This is a genomic window from Paenibacillus sp. lzh-N1 (genome assembly GCF_002872435.1).
GTDB classification, from domain to species: domain Bacteria; phylum Bacillota; class Bacilli; order Paenibacillales; family Paenibacillaceae; genus Paenibacillus; species Paenibacillus polymyxa_C.
This window is the reverse complement of record NZ_CP025696.1, coordinates 4,600,235-4,617,121: the sequence shown is the minus strand read 5'-3', so window position 1 is coordinate 4,617,121 and position 16,887 is coordinate 4,600,235. Positions and strand designations below refer to the sequence as shown.

The window sequence follows — 16,887 nt, the reverse complement described above, 5'->3', positions numbered from 1 at the left end:
ATTAGTTTTCATTTTTCTAAAAAAAATGATTTCACTTAGCAGGCAAGGGCAGCGGCTCCGTCCGATTGTCCTTGCCTGCTAAGTATTTTTTTCTAATATTACAACGATCCAGGCTTGTGATCTGGACTATTTATAAATGATAAAACCCTAAGGACCTTATGCAATAACCAACCCCATGTAAATTGCAGATTGCCCACCACAATTCTGTTTACCGGTGCTGCAATTTCTCTTAATATGAACAAAATCAAGCCAAGTAGGGCAGAAGAGCTTTTGCTCACTAATCCTACCAGATAGTCTGCCTTTAATTTGCCCGGCTACAATCAAATTCAAGGTTACATCCCTTTTGGTGTGCTCTTTTTAAATTAGAATGATATTGTTATATTTGATAGAGTATGGTATGATTATCCCAAATAAATCCATTATTCTATATCCAATTACATATTAATACTCAATTTTTTATATTTCTATATTTTATTAAATTAATACTGACATCATAAGGACAGAGATAAGTATTTAGTGATTCCTCTTGTAGAATGTTTCCAAACAATACTTTGTAAGCGATTTCAAAGCAATTCTATCTCTTACCATTCTTCACGTCATTCTCCTTACGGGTAAAGGTCTGAGCATATCCATAAATTTGATATATTTACGGATAGCTCGGCTTTAGACCATATAAAAAACGGAGGTTATGTTATGATTAGAAAATGTCTAGTTTTATTTCTTTCCTTCGCTTTATTGCTGAGTGTCTTTCCCATGCTAAATGTAGATGCTGCCAATCGACCACTGGCTAAACTACCTGGAAATTCCAACCCTCTAATGGATCACAAATTGGGAGCTGACCCGTATTCATTGGTATATGATGGAAGAGTGTATATTTACATGTCAAGTGATACGTACGTGTATAACAAGGATGGATCGATTAAAGAGAACGACTTTAGTAGGCTGGATCGTATCCAGGTAATATCCTCCACAGACATGGTGAACTGGACGGATCACGGAACGATACCAGTCGCAGGTGCCAACAACAAAAACGGTGGAAGAGGCATTGCCAAATGGGCCTCTAACTCCTGGGCTCCAGCAGTTGCGCATAAAAAAATAAATGGCAGAGACAAGTTCTTTTTATATTTCGCCAATGGGGGAGCAGGTATTGGTGTCCTGACAGCGGACACGCCTATCGGACCTTGGACAGATCCCCTTGGCAAAGCACTTGTGACACATAGTACACCTGGGATGGCTGGTGTGACTTGGCTTTTTGACCCGGCTGTACTGGTAGATAATGATGGCACGGGATACCTGTATAGCGGTGGCGGAATTCCTAATGGATCCGATCCGGCTTCCATTGCAAATCCGAAAACCGCCAGAGTCATCAAATTAGGCGCAGATATGACAAGCGTTATTGGAAGTGCCACCACTATAGATGCTCCTTACCTGTTTGAAGATTCCGGTATTCATAAGTACAACGGCAAATACTACTATTCGTACTGTATCAACTTTGCCGGAACACACCCTCCACAGTACCCTGCTGGTGAAATCGGCTATATGGTTAGCGACAACCCGATGGGTCCCTTCACTTATAAAGGTCATTTCCTGAAAAATCCATATACATTCTTCGGCGTTGGCGGCAACAACCACCATGCTGTATTTAATTTCAAGAATGAATGGTATGTCGTATACCATGCTCAAACGGTCAGCAAAGCTCAAATTGGAGATGGAAAAGGCTATCGCTCTCCGCATATTAATAAGCTGGTGCACAAGGAGGACGGAAGCATCTCTGAGGTGCAAGGGAATATGACAGGAATTGCTCAGCTATCCAATATGAACCCGTATACCAGAGTTGAAGCGGAGACCATTGCCTGGCAAGCAGGCATTGCGACCGAACCCACGCAAGCCAGCGGCGGCCCGATTGGCAATCTGAATGTGACCAACATCCATAATGGGGACTGGATCGCTGTTGGAAAGGCTAATTTTGGCTCTACCGGAGCGAAGACGTTCAAAGCTAATGTGGCCACAAATGTCGGTGGCAATATTGAAGTACGGCTTGACAGTGAAACAGGTCCTCTAGTCGGTTCCTTGAAAGTGCCATCAACTGGAGGTATGCAAACCTGGAGAGAAGTAGAGACCACGATCAATAATGCAACAGGAGTTCACAACGTTTATCTGGTGTTTACCGGGTCAAGTAACGGTAATCTGTTGAATTTGGATGCCTGGCAATTCACTCCCAACACGGGGGAAAATACGGTAACAAAGGTTGAAGCCGAGAATATGAATATTGGCGGCACTCATGCAGGCAAGATCAGTGCACCGTTTGACGGAGTCGCCTTGTATGCCAATGCTGACTACACTTCATATTCACAGTATTTTGCCAACCCTACGCATAATATCTCAGTGCGGGGGGCTTCAAGCAATGCTGGTACGGCCAAGGTGGACTTGGTTATTGGAGGAACAACTGTAGGTTCCTTCAATTTCACAGGCAAAACGCCGACTGTCAAAACCTTGTCCAATATTACTCACGCTATCGGAGATCAGGAGGTCAAACTCACCTTGACGAGCGATGACGGCACTTGGGATGCCTACGTGGATTTCATTGAATTTTCGTTATGATCGCTCGTCGAAACAGTAGTTGTTCTGGACCTTTTGTAAAATCGAGAGATCCGCCTGTTATTCCAAGCGAGCGCAATCGGCGGGTGAAATGTCCAGGCAAGCTCTATTAATTGGTTTTTGGCAGACTGTATCACGTTGCTGGAAACCGCATTCCACAACTTTATTCATATTTGAAATTATTCTTGGAGGTGTATTTATGAAGAAGAAGTATTGGTTTACACTGGTGATCACGGGTATAGTTTCTCTGTTTTTTTCGGTAAGCGCTTTTGCGGCGAATGTGTTCTGGGAACCATTAAGTTATTATAATCCGAGTACATGGCAAAAGGCAGATGGATATTCCAATGGGGACATGTTTAATTGCACTTGGCGTGCCAATAATGTCAATTTTACTAACGATGGCAAAATGAAGCTTAGCTTAACGAGTTCTGCGTATAATAAATTTGACGGCGGAGAGTATCGTTCGAAGAATACTTACAGATACGGCTTATACGAGGTCAACATGAAGCCTGCTAAAAATACAGGAATCGTATCTTCCTTTTTCACATATACGGGACCTGCTAATGGCACGCAATGGGATGAAATAGATATTGAATTTTTAGGAAAAGACACAACAAAAGTGCAATTTAACTATTATACAAACGGGGTCGGTGGTCATGAGAAGGTTGTCGATCTGGGTTTTGATGCATCAAGTGGCTTCCACACCTATGCATTCGATTGGCAGCCAGGATACATTAAGTGGTATGTTGACGGGGTTCTAAAACATACAGCAACTGCAAACATACCGAAAACACCAGGCCAAATTATGATGAATTTATGGAATGGCACCGGAGTAGATAGCTGGTTAGGTCCATATAACGGAGTCAATCCATTGTACGCCGAATATGACTGGGTAAAATATACGAGCAATTAGTATGATTACAGCAGAAGAGGCAGCCCTGTAGGGCTGCTTTTGCGTGTTCAGGGGGAGATAGCTGAATAGACCCGCTAGGGGATTTTTTAGTTAACATAATGATGGTATTGAAAAACTGCAAAAAAATAAGTGATTTTACTTAAATTTTTGAATAGATTTAGAAATAGAATTGTCTCGAAATTCTTTTGGTGTTATAACCTATTTCGTTTTCAATCCCATAAATAGGAATATCAGTATTTTCAAGTAAGATAGATGCTCTAGTTAACTTTTGAAGTAATATAATTTCTGAAAAAGATCTTTTGGTAGTTCTTTTAATTAAATTACTTAGATAGTTTGGATGAAAATTGAAATGCTTAGCTGTGGAAATTAAAGTACAAGTCATATAATTTTTCTCTAAGTAATTAAGTATTTCTATAACAGGTGTATTGTTGAGTGATTTTGAGTTAGATTGGCTAGAGTCGTACTGAAATACCCTCAATAGCTCAGAAAATATAAGCACCATAAAGCAATCAATTATTTCATTTGAACATAAAGATTTATATGAGTTTCACCTGAAAATGCTGGACTCCTTGTAATAGAGTCCGGCATTTTTTGGTTCTCACCAGTCTAACATAACTATTTAAACGGTTAGTTGAGAAAAAGCATTGCATTAAATACTTGACTCTCCCCATTAGGGGATACATTAAACTCAATTTGTAAGCTAATCAATTAAAAGGAGGAATCAAAATGAACTTAGATATTAGAGACATTAGAAAAAAAGATATAGAACCTATTAAAGCAATTATTGCGGATACTTGGAACGCAAAGGATTTTATAGAGGATGAGGGCGTGATAAATGCAGCAGTTACAATGATGTTCATAAGTCCAATATTAAATAAAAGTACTTTTGGAAGAGTAGCTACATTAGATGGAGAAGTCATTGGTGTTATTTTTGGTTCAAGAGTTGGTGAAACAACATCTTATAGAATGCTTCAGGAAGATTATACAAGTGAATTACTACAACTCTTAAATCTAAATGACATAGAACGAAAAGTATTTGTTGAACTCATCTCTTACTTAAGAGATACAAAAGCAACTAAAATTTATGTGTATACAGACACAATGAGTAACTATGGATTCTATGACCATAATGGATTTGTCCGTCTTGATGAAGCAGTAACTGTATTTAATCTACCTATCGGCAAACTCGAAAATACAAATTTTATTTATGAATACAAACTTTAAGCTAAAAGTCAGTCCACCTTGAGTAGGTAAACTTAAAAAGTATCTGTTTTCAAATGTCTGAATATTAAATCCATTATTCATAAGTTCATCTTCAGATGAATGAATAGCTGTCCTTAATATTTCTATTTGTTTATTAAATTCCTCTAATTTCTTTATTTCTTTATTTCTTTATAAATTTCTTCATTTTTCTGCTCTAAGTAAAGTTTAAGGTAATTAGTATAGGCTTTAGCAAATAAGGCTTTAATTTCTTTAACACTTACATTACTTTGCTTACTAATTTTTATAATATCCAGATAGATGAATTGATTAATTGTATAATAGCGATAACCGTTATCGGGATTAATGTATGCAGGTATTAACAAGCCAATATTATGATAATAACGCAAGGCTTTTATCGTAACATTTTTCAATCTAGAAACTTCCCCAATTGAAAAATACTTTTTGTTCTCCATAAATTCCTCCAATAAGGTTATGTGTGAAAGTCGTCGTTCTGCTAATACATCAATTCCTACTCTCCTAATAAATCACAAGTTGTGCTCTTACACAATAACTCGCATTTAAGGGATTTGAATTTGCGTTTTATCCAAAAGCTATGTATAGAATATTAAAATATTGTATACTGTTCAGACTATAATTCCACGCAACATGCAATGGGGAAGAGGTGTATGGCATTTATGTATAGAGTAGCTATTTGCGATGATGAGTACAAGCAAAGAGAGCTTGTTAAAAATATGCTGATTGCTTTATCCATCAAAACAAATATAGAATTTAAAATTGAGTTATTCAACTCTGGAGAACAGCTGGTAGCTCATTATTTAAACCATGAATCGCCATTCCATATCTTAATATTGGATATTGAAATGAACGGCATGAACGGAATTCAAACAGCTCAAAAAATAAGGAGTTTACGTCACCTTGATGAACAGATCATTTTTTTAACGAGCTATCCCGAATATATGCTAGAAAGCTTTGACGTAGTTACCTTTCAGTACTTAATAAAACCGATTGCTTCCCATATCTTTGAAGAAAAAATGATAAAACTGTGTCAGTATTTTCAATCACTTGATAAAAAATTCGTTATCATCAAGTCAGCTTATGAAGAAGTGCTTTTAAAATATGATGATATCATTAGTATTGAAGTGGCCAAAAGCTTGACCATAAAAAACAAACTGCATTTTGTAACCTCTACACAAACCTATGATAGCAAAGGGATTCTTTCAGATTATGCTTTAGCATTAAAGGAATATAATTTTCTGCAAATTCATCGTTCGATTATTATAAACTTAATTCATGTCAAAAAATTTGCTGGCGGTGATGTTCTGATGTCAAATGATGTGAAGTTGCCTATTGGACGTTCTAAAATAAAAGAAGTTAAAGACCTATATACCAAATTTATGATCATGAAGATGCATTAATATGATGGAATATAACTCCCTGTTTCTTAACCTATGTGTTGTACTGGTGATGTGCTTTCAGGTGAATTTTTACTTCAACTCGGTTTTTGATAAGTCCAGTCGAAAGCCGAACAGAATGATGTATTTCATTATTTTCGGGTTGATGAATTTTTTATATTTAAGTGTTTATCTGTCTCCTACGTTTTCCTCCATTTTGGCGTTATTTGTCATATTTAGCTTGGCCCAGTCTTATACTGTGGAAATAAAGACAAAGATCATTTTTTCCATCCTTTATGCTGTGTTGATCACCATCGTTAATTTTATATCTCTTTATATTTTATATACTGTAGACTCTGTTAAAGTTAGCAACCTTAGCCATTTGAGCAGTCAAGATCACTTGATATTTTCTAAGGTTATGTTACTCAGCTGTATTATCATGTTTGCTGTCATTCAGATTATACGATTATTTGCCAAACGCAGAACCTTCCCTTTGCATGCCCGTTATTACATTTTATTTCTAATCGTTCCTATTATAAGTATATACCAGGTCAATGTTTTATCGGTTTATAGTGAGAAGAATATGTATTATTTTGTATCTATTATTGGCTTTATTTCCTTAAATGTTTTTATCATATACATCTTCGATAATGTCATTGAAAAATTCCAGTTAATGCATGAAAATGCTCAACTACAACATCAGATGGACTACCAAGATGCTAACTATGAAAAAACGGTTCACAGCTTTAAAAATATGAAAAGAATCATTCACGACACACACCAACAGTTTTTGTATATTGACGAATGTATCAAGAGAAATGAATTAGCTGAGGCAAGTGAACATATTAAGGTCACATTAAATAAAATCGAAGGAGCCTATCAGAGGGTTAACACCGGTAATCTGGTTATAGATGCTCTTGTCACAAATAGTCTTAATATTGCTCAGGCCAATGGCATCAAGGTGGATACCCAGCTCAACTTATACTCACAAAAAGTAAGTATTGAACGTTATGACTTGTGTGTCGCTCTGGGTAATATGCTGGATAATGCCATAGAAGCATCTAAAAAGATCAAAATTGCGGATGATAGGTACATTCTTATTAAAATACATTCCAATGAATCTGCGCTTTTCATTCACATTCTGAATCATATGGAGAATGAAGTTGCCCATTTGCATAGTCAAAAATCAAACCCGGATATTCATGGTATTGGCTTAACGAATATATCCAGAATATGTGACAGATACGGTGGAAACATGACCATTGAAACGAAAAATAAAATATTCAATAATATGGTTTTATTGCCATTTTATAAGGACAGTCCTTAAACATAATGCTGTTTAGGGATTGTTTTTTTCGTTTTAGGATGACTTTGCTATATGGAATCCTCGTTCATTGTATGATCAGTCCAGAAATAAAATCTGGGAACCTATAAGAGGAGGAAATATGGTATGAAGAAAATAATAGCTGTGTTCATTTCGGCCATGCTTTTTGTACTGCCGATGACGAATGCTTTTGCTCAAGACAATCCTAAACCCATTAAGGAAAAGGCGCGTAATCTGGCCTCGGAGCTGGTATCCAAATACGGTGTTAGCGGTGTGCAGTATGCCATTATGGACCATGGAAACATCGTATTATCGGATAGCGTGGGTGTAAAGAATAAAGCAACCAACGAGCCAATCACTAACGATACGATGTTCGGTATAGGCTCTACAAGCAAAATGTTTGTATCTGCTGCAACGATGATGCTGGTAGATGCCCATAAGGTAGATATTGATCAGCCACTAACAACATACATTAAGGATTTTACAATGGCTGATGAAAGATACAAAAAAATCACACCGCGTATGCTGTTAAATCATTCGTCAGGCCTTTACGGTGCTCACTATAAAAATAGTATGTTATTTAATGACAATGATACAGAAAATCATGATAAGCTCTTACTGAGATTACAATCAGAAACTTTAAAATCCAACCCCGGCGAATATTCTGTATATAGTAATGATAGTTTTCAATTGCTTGAAATATTGGTTGAACGGGTGAGTGGTCTAAGTTATACCGAATTTCTGGCAAAGCATGTTAGTGCCCCTTTGGGTTTGAACTCTACGAAAACACCACTCGATCAGTTTGATAGACAAAAGCTGTCCAAAACTTATTTTCCTGCGATTGAGGGAGCCTTACCCGTTGAAAATGCCAATGTCATCGGGACAGGGGGCTTATACTCTACCGCAGAAGAATTGACCCAGTTTGCAGAAGTATTAACAGGGAATAGAACTGATATTTTATCTGAACAATCAGCAAAGTCCATGCAAAGCCATGAATATCGAAAAGGAATCTGGGTATCTGAAGAGACAAACAGCTTTAATTATGGCCTTGGCTGGGACGCGGTTCGTTTGGCACCATTTAGTGATTACGGAATAACTGCGTTGTCCAAGGGGGGAGACACTGTTTTGTATCACTCTGTCTTGATCACCCTACCAGAGCATCATATCTCTATGGCTGTGCTTTCATCTGGAGGGTCTTCCATCCTAGATAGTATTTTTGCTTCTAATGTTTTATTGGAGCATTTAAAAGACAAGGGCATCATTAAAGACATTCTACCGGATAAAACATTTGAACCTCCTGTAAAAGTGGAAATGCCATCTGACTTGCTTTCTTATTCTGGATTATATGGCACTGTGGGTACAACCATCAATGTAGAGATTAAAAATGGAGAGTTTGAGTTACCAGCTTTTCTGGATGGACTCGTCCCGGCGCAAAAATATGTGTATGCAGGCAATGGAGCATTCAAAAGCAGTGATGGCAGTGTAGCCATAAGCTTTGACAAACAAAAAAACGGAAATACGTATATTAAGGCTAACTTCTATTTAAACTTTCCGGGATTAGGTCAAATGGTTATGGTAAATTATGAATATCAAAAGCTTGATGCCAATCCTCTAAATACTACAGTTAAAAAGGCATGGGAACATAGAAACGGGAAAAATTATTATGCCCTGGATGAAAAGATATCTTCTATTTTTTATTTGGCTCCATCATTTATTACGAAAAAAATATCTGTTGATCATGAGGGGTACGCAAGTGGTACTAAAATTGTGGATAAGAATAAAGCTGTTAATGCCGTTGAAATTCCAGTTATGAGTGGAAGAGATGCATTTGATTTGAATTTTACTACCAAGGATGGTTCAGAGTATTTAACCATAGATGGACAGTTCTACATCAGTGAGGATGCTATTAAACCTATCCTAGGTGGGAAATCACAGTACACTATACCATCCAATGGCCAAGCCACATGGTTTAAAATAGATAAAAACGCAGCCCATAAAACGATGACCGTTGATGTTCCAACAAGTGGAGGGTTCGCTGTCTATGATGAAAACGGAGCGGTTGTAGATTTTTCAACTGCCAGCCATAACAATTCGGTTGTTCTGCCCCAAGGGGGATTGATCGTTTTGGGTGGCAAAGCAGGGGATGGATTTAAAATCAATATAAATTAAGCGTGTAGCCGCTCCTGAAAATTCAGGAGCGGCTTTTAATCTCAAAACGCCTTGACGCTATGAGCACGAGGGAAAGCAGGGCAACTTAGTACTTGGAAGCATCTTCAGCCAATTCATTGATGGGATGACTTTAAATGTAAACCTTTATTAAAAGCTTATATGAGAAGAATGGAAGAGCTAATGTGTATACAATATTCTTGATGCGTATACAGCACGGAATGCTGAAGACATGTTTTTCACGTTTAACCATGTTAAAATAATAGGATAATTGGAGACTTGGCATGGAGAGAAGGCAGGTTGAAACAATGAAACCAAAACTTAACGATGTTGCACAATTAGCTGGAGTTTCACCGACCACGGTTTCTCGCGTACTTAACAATCGTGGCTATATCAGTCAAGAAACAAAGGATCAAGTTCATAAAGCGATGCAGGAGCTAAATTATTTTCCTAATGATGTAGCTCGGTCATTATTTAGTAAACGAACAAATCTGATTGGATTAATCATTCCAACAACAAGCAACCCATTTTTCGGAGAGCTGACTTTCCATATAGAGAATATTTGTGCGTCATTAGGCTATAAGCTGTTGCTTTGTAACAGTTTAAATCAACTGGATAAAGAAGAATCTTATGTCGATATGCTTATGCGAAATCAAGTTGACGGTATTATCGTCGGTACACACAACCGAGGTATCGTAAATTATGAACAGAAGAATATTGCCGTCATTGCGATCGATCGCTTCCTATCCGATTCAATCCCAGTTGTAGGATCAGATAATTATTTGGGTGGCAAACTGGCGTCAGAACTGCTTATTAAAAAGGGGTGCAAGCATATTTTTCACATAAATGGCCCTGTTGAATTGGAAACACCAGCAAGCTTAAGAAGAAAAGCATATGAAGATGTGATGGAGCAGTATGGTCGAAAGGCAATTACCTATGAAGTACATGATCCCTTTCACCAACAGAATCACGATGAACCGATTAAACGCTTGCTCGATGAACATCCTGAAGTAGATGGATTGTTCGCGAGTAATGACATGGTGGCTGCGTCTTTTATTGCTGAAGCAAGAAGAAGAGGAAAACGGGTTCCTGAAGATATCCGCGTAATTGGATATGACGGAACTGAAACAACCCGCAATCTTCTCCCTGAATTAACGACAATTCAGCAACCAATACAGGAAATCGCGAGATCTTCCATAGAGTTACTTATTAAAGAAATTGAAGGTGGATTCAGTGATGTCCCGCGAGAAACCTATCTACCAGTGAAACTTATTGAAGCTAGTACAGCTTAACAGAATTTTCATAGTTTTCAGCATTGTGATATAAGATGGGCTATCCTTATTAGAGTAATTGAAATCAAAGAGGAGAGCTCTTTTTCTTTTGAATTTATGTCAAGCGGTTGACATATGAAAGCGGTTGACATATAATCGATCTGTAAATACGAAAGTGCTTTCATTTACATTAAATGTCCAACTTAGAGGAGCGTTCGATATGAGAAAGTCAAAGAGCATGTACTGGAAACTAAGTGCTTATTTCTTCTTTTTCTTCTTTACTTGGTCAGCAAGTTATTCATTGTTCTCCATCTGGCTAGGGCAAGAAATCAGTCTGAATGGCGCTGAAACAGGTGTTATCTTTACTGTAAACGCTATCTTTGCGCTATGTATGCAACCGCTTTATGGCTATATATCTGACAAAATCGGATTGAAGAAGCATATTTTATTTCTAATCAGTTCTTTACTCTTATTTGTGGGTCCTTTCTATATCTTTATCTATGGACCGTTACTTCAATACAATGTATTTCTCGGCGCCATTGTAGGTGGATTATACTTGGGTATTGCTTTTTTGGCAGGGATTGGAGCCATCGAATCTTATGTCGAGAAAGTCAGCCGAAAATATGACTTTGAATACGGAAAATCTCGTATGTGGGGCTCGCTAGGTTGGGCAGCAGCAACATTTTTCGCTGGTCAACTCTTCAATATCAACCCTAACATTAACTTCTGGATTGCATCAGTATCTGCTGTCATTCTGTTTATCATTATGATGACAATTAAAGTTGAGATGACAGATTCCGAGATGGAGCGAGCAGAATCTGTTAACTTTAAGCAAATCGGCTATTTGTTTGCAAATAAGCATTTGTGGTTCTTCATTTTATATGTTCTTGGCGTTACTTGTATTTACAATGTGTATGACCAGCAGTTCCCGAATTACTTTTCATCGACGTTCTCAACGGTTGCTTTAGGCAATCAAGTTTACGGTTATTTAAATTCTCTACAAGTATTCCTGGAAGCAGGCATGATGTTCTTAGCGCCTTTCATTATCAACAAAATTGGGGCAAAAAAGGGTCTGATATTGGCAGGATTCTTGATGGCGTTCCGGATCATGGGTTCAGGCTTAGTTATTGGACCTTATGGTATCTCAGCTATGAAATTGATCCACGCATTGGAACTGCCAATCATGCTGATCGCCGTATTTAAGTACTTGGCTGCTAATTTCGATACGCGTCTGTCTTCGATCCTATATCTGGTGGGATACCAGTTTACGAGTCAGGTAGGAGCTTCGATCTTCTCGCCAATCGCCGGTATGTCTTATGACATTAGAGGCTTTGCAAATACGTACGTAATTATGGGTGTTTTCGTATTCGCCTTTACAACCATCTCAATCTTTACCTTAAAGAAAGAACCGAAAAAGCTAGAACCCAAGCCTAACAAGCATATTAAAACAGCATAGGAGGAAGACAAATGAACAGCACATATATTAACAACACGAAGCAAGCTGAGGAAGCATTAAAACAAGCAGAAGCGAAAATGAACAAGCGGTACCGATTAGGTTATCATATTATGGCACCGGCCAACTGGATTAACGACCCCAATGGATTAATTCAATTTAAAGGTGAATATCACGCCTTCTATCAGCATCATCCTTATGATGAGAACTGGGGTCCAATGCATTGGGGTCATGTGAAGAGTAAAGACCTTGTACACTGGGAGCATTGTCCGATTGCATTAGCACCTGGAGATGCGTGTGACCTTGATGGCTGCTTCTCAGGCAGCGCAGTAGATAATAACGGCGAACTGACATTGATCTATACTGGCCATCACTATATTGATCAGCCAAACAATATCTTTTTCCAAAATCAAAATGTGGCAGTTAGTACAGACGGTATTCATTTTACAAAACTAGGGCAGAATCCCGTAATCGCTGAACCTCCGACAGATAGCTCCCAGCATTTCCGTGATCCGAAGGTATGGAAGCATGAGGATACATGGTACATGATCCTAGGTAACAGCACGAAAGAAGATCTGCCGCGTGTTATTCTATATACATCTCCTGATCTTAGAACTTGGACCTATCATGGTGTGCTTCTGCAGGGAGATAAAAATATGGGCTTCATGTGGGAGTGCCCTGATTTCTTTGAACTGAACGGTAAGCATATATTTATGTTCTCCCCACAAGGTATTGATGCACAAGGAGATAAGTACAATAACTTGTTCCAGACGGGATATTATGTTGGCGAATATAATTATGATAGTAATGAATATAAACATGGAGAGTTCATCGAGTTGGATAATGGTCATGACTTCTATGCGGTTCAAACTTTTCTAGATGATCAAGGTCGCCGCATTGCGATTGGTTGGATGGATATGTGGGAATCGGGTATGCCGACGAAAGCAGACGGCTGGTCCGGAGCACTGACGATCCCACGTGTAATTACGTTGGGTGCCAATAATAAATTGCTGATGAATCCAGTAGAGGAAATGAAGTTGCTTCGTCAAAGCGAACATGTTTTGTACCAATATCGCGCTATTTCTGGAAGTTACTTGACGGAAGTTGAAGCGGATCTGCTTGAAGTGAAGGTCGTGTTCGACCTGACGAAGTCAAGTGCAGACCTGGTAGGCTTGAAGCTTCGCGGAACAGGTGAGGAGGAAACGGTTATCACTTATTCTATCGCGGGTCAGAAACTTATGCTTGATTGTTCTAATTCGGGCAAAAAGACGGATGGAGTACGTCAAACAGCCTTAAGTGCAGAGGGGCAGCTGACGTTACATGTATATCTGGATCGCTCATCCATTGAAATATTTGCGAATGAAGGGCAAGCTACGATGACAAGTCGCATCTATCCGAGTGAAAAACTGCTAGGCATAGAACTCGTAGCGGAGCGCGGAGAGGCTCTAGTAAATGAGTTGACATACTGGAAATTGAAAGATATCTGGCAAGCTGAATAACTCGATGAAAAGGTTGCTTTCTGAGTCCTTGTAATGACTTAGAAAGCAACCTTTTCGGCAATGGCGACTTTCCCCGGAAATGCTCACCTACATGATAGCCAACTAAACCGAGCCTGGTTTCTGCGTATCCTCAATCATACCCTTTTGGAAAAACACAAGAGAACGTTTCCATTATTCGGCGTCGGATTCGCTGAAAAGGCCATCCCAGCCGGTTAAGCACTTCCAGTAACCGCGTAGGAGCATCAAAGGTTAGGATACTCCATGTTTTGTAATGCTGTCCCGAATTTCTAACTGATGCGATATGGACCAGTGGACAGCTGCTAATTCTTCTCCTCTAATAAGCTTAATGAGATTGCGGGCGGCAACCATGCCCAGTTCGGATGCTGAATATCGGACAGTTGATAATTTAGGCCGGATTATTGTAGCCATATCAATGTCGTCAAATCCCAAGAAGGAGACCTGTTCAGGTATTTTCACACCATTTTCGGCCAGAAAGTTCATAGCACCTATGGCAATTCGGTCCGTTGCGCAGAACACCGCACTAGGCAATGGGCCTGAATGATAAAGTTTTCTCATAGAGGTTATGCCGTCTTCAACTGAAAAGCCGCTTTCCAACACACGTTCGGCACGCACTGGCAGGTGAGCGGTCTTCAATGCCTGTTCATAGCCCAAAAAACGCTGATTGCCCACTGAAATATCCCCCGCTGGTCCCTGCAGCATCGCTATATCTTGATGCCCCTGCTGAATTAGATAAGTTACCGCCTCAAAAGCAGCCGTTATGTTGTCAACATGCACGGAAGGAATGGATTGGTCTCGAAAATCCCGTCCGACAAGGATGCAGGGAATTCCCGCCGCTTCAATGAGCGCAAATAGCGCATCCCGGATTTCGCTTACCGATATAATAATTCCGCTCGCCTGCATTTCACGGAACATATTGTAATAGTGTATTTCAGAATCCTCGTCCCCCCCTGACAAGGCGATTATGACATCGAAGCCGTATAGGTGCGCTACTTGATTGATGCCTTCAACCATGTCATCAAAGACGTTGTTTTTAATCGCGGGCAGAAGTACCCCAATCAGAGATGTATCATTCTTTACCAGTGTCCGTGCTATGGCATTTGGACGGAATTGAGTGGCTTCAAGGACATCCTGAACTCGTTTGCGTATTTCACTGTTCACCGTCTGGCTGTTATTGATTACTCTGGAAACCGTTGAAATGGAGACGTTGGCCATTCGAGCCACATCTTTTATAGTCATTTTCATTGTACACACCGACTTTCAAGCAAGTATTTATTTAGAAAAAGTTTCTCAAAGTGGATTGAATTAATTATATCAGTTTATTGAATTGTTTATTGAGTTTAACAAAGATTCCAGAGCAAAGAAAGCGCTTGACCTTGGTTTATAAGGAGAGTATAATCAACCCCGGAAAACGTTTTCTAGTATTTTCTGGACAAAAACAATTGTTTTTACCAATAATCAGCTGGATTCAAGGTATTTCAGCTTGTTTTTTTGATGATTAAGAAAACGTTTTCTTGATGGCATTGAATTGTAGAGAATAACAAGGGAAAAGGAGCATGAGCATGAGAAGTTCGAGCGATATTGTTGTAATGGGAAATGAGACTTCAGTGCAAACCGGTTCAAATATTACGCTGAAAGAAAAAATTGGTTATGGATTCGGTGATTTTGCCAGCCAGTTGCTGTTTGCCGCCGCAATGACTTTTCTGTCCTATTTTTACACAGATGTAATCGGGATCAGCGCTGGTGTCATTGGTACTTTAATGCTAGTTGCACGCGTACTGGATGCGTTTATTGATGTCGCGATTGGGGCTTTGATTGATAAAACGAAGAGCAGACACGGAAAGGCCCGTCCTTGGTTACTGTGGATGTCCGGGCCATTTGCATTGTCTGGAATTCTTTTGTTCACGGTTCCAAGTGGAAATATGACGATCACTATTCTATACATTTACGTTACCTATCTGCTAATGAACTTTATCTATTCCAGCATTAACGTCCCTTATGGTGTGCTTAATTCCATGATAACGCAGGATTCTTACCAGCGTTCTCTGCTTAATATTTTTCGTATGAGTCTAGCGAATATTGGTGCCTTGCTAATTAATTATTTCACCCTCCCGTTAGTGAAGTCATTCGGCGGCGGTCAAAAAGGGTGGATTTACACCTTTATTATATTTGGCTTGCTCGGAACCTTTTTATTTCTCGTTACCTTCTTCAGTACCAAGGAAAGGGTTACTCCATCTGTTGTACAAAAGCCAATTCCGTTTGGACGCGCTTTTGGAGCGCTGATGCGTAATAAGTATTGGAAATTGATCCTTGGGTTTGCTGTGGTCTATTTTATAAATAACGCACTGGGCACAGGTATGAATATTTACTACGCACGTTATGTGTTAAAAGACGCCAATCTGATTGGAGTCCTCGGCATATCCTTACTGCTTCCTTCCCTGTTTGGTTATATGCTATTGCCCCCCGTCGTCAAGCGGATCGGTAAACGAAATTCCTCCATTATCGGAAGTATCCTCCTGATTGTCGGATCGCTTGTCATTGCCGTCAGCCCCACAAGTCTGATGGCGGTCTGTCTGGGACTCGTTATTAAAGCGCTTGGGCATGCCGCTATTCTCGGAACCTTCTTTGCTATGTTGGCAGATACCATTGAATATGGCGAATGGAAGACAGGGATGCGCACCGAAGGACTGGTGTACAGTGCAGGCAGTTTCGGCACAAAAGCGGGAGGCGGTTTGGGAGCGGCACTTATCGGTTGGGGACTGGCATTGGGAGGATATGCTGGTGGACAAGCTACAATCAGTACTACTGCGCTAGCGTCTATTCATTTCATGTTTATCTACGTTCCAATTATCTTGGCTATCCTGCAAATTTTATTGCTGGCATTTTACAATCTAGATAAATTATTTCCCGGTATTGTCAAAGAGCTTGAATTCTTAAAAAACGCTGAATAGCTACTTGTAAATGAGGTAGCCCATGAATGAATTCATCCTATTGTTGAAGTGACTAGCAGTAAGGCAGTTCAAGAGGGGC

Annotated in this window: 12 protein-coding genes; 10 read left to right on the top strand and 2 right to left on the bottom strand. The window is 39.4% G+C overall.

Annotated features, from left to right (window positions below; all coding sequences use genetic code 11):
- Positions 1-693: 693 nt before the first annotated feature.
- The 3 genes from C0638_RS20705 to C0638_RS20690 all read left to right on the top strand — a co-directional run bounded on the left by C0638_RS20705 (position 694) and on the right by C0638_RS20690 (position 4,735).
- Entirely contained in the window at positions 694-2,601 is a 1,908-nt protein-coding gene (locus C0638_RS20705; protein WP_058712555.1) for a carbohydrate-binding protein, read from the top strand.
- Between the two features lie 196 nt (positions 2,602-2,797).
- Entirely contained in the window at positions 2,798-3,511 is a 714-nt protein-coding gene (gene bglS / locus C0638_RS20700; protein WP_058712554.1) for a beta-glucanase, read from the top strand.
- Positions 3,512-4,237: 726 nt separating this feature from the next.
- A complete protein-coding gene (locus C0638_RS20690; protein WP_102163740.1) occupies positions 4,238-4,735 on the top strand; it encodes a GNAT family N-acetyltransferase in 498 nt (165 codons plus the stop codon).
- A 152-nt stretch (positions 4,736-4,887) separates the two neighbouring features.
- On the opposite strand, the gene C0638_RS26090 is transcribed toward C0638_RS20690, so the two are convergent.
- Complete coding sequence (locus tag C0638_RS26090; protein ID WP_324911114.1) at positions 4,888-5,187, bottom strand: MerR family DNA-binding transcriptional regulator; 300 nt, start codon at positions 5,185-5,187, stop codon at positions 4,888-4,890.
- A gap of 222 nt (positions 5,188-5,409) precedes the next feature.
- Here C0638_RS26090 and C0638_RS20680 point away from each other — a divergent pair, with 222 nt between their 5' ends.
- The 6 genes from C0638_RS20680 to C0638_RS20655 all read left to right on the top strand — a co-directional run bounded on the left by C0638_RS20680 (position 5,410) and on the right by C0638_RS20655 (position 13,839).
- A complete protein-coding gene (locus C0638_RS20680; RefSeq protein WP_058712423.1) occupies positions 5,410-6,150 on the top strand; it encodes a LytR/AlgR family response regulator transcription factor in 741 nt (246 codons plus the stop codon).
- 1 nt (position 6,151) lies between these two features.
- Positions 6,152-7,453, top strand: a complete 1,302-nt coding sequence (locus C0638_RS20675) for an ATP-binding protein (RefSeq protein ID WP_058712422.1) — start codon at positions 6,152-6,154, stop codon at positions 7,451-7,453.
- Positions 7,454-7,576: 123 nt separating this feature from the next.
- Positions 7,577-9,619: a serine hydrolase domain-containing protein gene (locus C0638_RS20670; RefSeq protein ID WP_102163738.1), complete on the top strand. Its 2,043-nt coding sequence runs from the start codon at positions 7,577-7,579 to the stop codon at positions 9,617-9,619.
- A gap of 305 nt (positions 9,620-9,924) precedes the next feature.
- Positions 9,925-10,908, top strand: a complete 984-nt coding sequence (locus C0638_RS20665) for a LacI family DNA-binding transcriptional regulator (protein WP_058712387.1) — start codon at positions 9,925-9,927, stop codon at positions 10,906-10,908.
- Between the two features lie 199 nt (positions 10,909-11,107).
- A complete protein-coding gene (locus C0638_RS20660) occupies positions 11,108-12,343 on the top strand; it encodes an MFS transporter (RefSeq protein ID WP_058712386.1) in 1,236 nt (411 codons plus the stop codon).
- A gap of 26 nt (positions 12,344-12,369) precedes the next feature.
- A complete protein-coding gene (locus C0638_RS20655) occupies positions 12,370-13,839 on the top strand; it encodes a glycoside hydrolase family 32 protein (protein WP_058712388.1) in 1,470 nt (489 codons plus the stop codon).
- Between the two features lie 249 nt (positions 13,840-14,088).
- Here C0638_RS20655 and C0638_RS20650 read toward each other — a convergent pair whose 3' ends face one another.
- Positions 14,089-15,072, bottom strand: coding sequence for a LacI family DNA-binding transcriptional regulator (locus C0638_RS20650; RefSeq protein ID WP_040103720.1), 984 nt, complete (start codon positions 15,070-15,072; stop codon positions 14,089-14,091).
- A 347-nt stretch (positions 15,073-15,419) separates the two neighbouring features.
- Here C0638_RS20650 and C0638_RS20645 point away from each other — a divergent pair, with 347 nt between their 5' ends.
- On the top strand, positions 15,420-16,808 hold the full coding sequence (locus C0638_RS20645) for an MFS transporter (protein ID WP_013371222.1): 1,389 nt from the start codon (positions 15,420-15,422) through the stop codon (positions 16,806-16,808).
- Positions 16,809-16,887: the final 79 nt, after the last annotated feature.

What these genes read in the sequence shown, in the direction of transcription:
- C0638_RS20705 (WP_058712555.1), top strand. Translation starts at nt 694, where the DNA reads ATGATTAGAAAATGTCTAGTTTTATTTCTTTCCTTCGCTTTATTGCTG.
- bglS (WP_058712554.1), top strand. Translation starts at nt 2,798, where the DNA reads ATGAAGAAGAAGTATTGGTTTACACTGGTGATCACGGGTATAGTTTCT.
- C0638_RS20690 (WP_102163740.1), top strand. Translation starts at nt 4,238, where the DNA reads ATGAACTTAGATATTAGAGACATTAGAAAAAAAGATATAGAACCTATT.
- C0638_RS26090 (WP_324911114.1), bottom strand. Translation starts at nt 5,187, where the DNA reads ATGGAGAACAAAAAGTATTTTTCAATTGGGGAAGTTTCTAGATTGAAA.
- C0638_RS20680 (WP_058712423.1), top strand. Translation starts at nt 5,410, where the DNA reads ATGTATAGAGTAGCTATTTGCGATGATGAGTACAAGCAAAGAGAGCTT.
- C0638_RS20675 (WP_058712422.1), top strand. Translation starts at nt 6,152, where the DNA reads ATGATGGAATATAACTCCCTGTTTCTTAACCTATGTGTTGTACTGGTG.
- C0638_RS20670 (WP_102163738.1), top strand. Translation starts at nt 7,577, where the DNA reads ATGAAGAAAATAATAGCTGTGTTCATTTCGGCCATGCTTTTTGTACTG.
- C0638_RS20665 (WP_058712387.1), top strand. Translation starts at nt 9,925, where the DNA reads ATGAAACCAAAACTTAACGATGTTGCACAATTAGCTGGAGTTTCACCG.
- C0638_RS20660 (WP_058712386.1), top strand. Translation starts at nt 11,108, where the DNA reads ATGAGAAAGTCAAAGAGCATGTACTGGAAACTAAGTGCTTATTTCTTC.
- C0638_RS20650 (WP_040103720.1), bottom strand. Translation starts at nt 15,072, where the DNA reads ATGGCCAACGTCTCCATTTCAACGGTTTCCAGAGTAATCAATAACAGC.
- C0638_RS20645 (WP_013371222.1), top strand. Translation starts at nt 15,420, where the DNA reads ATGAGAAGTTCGAGCGATATTGTTGTAATGGGAAATGAGACTTCAGTG.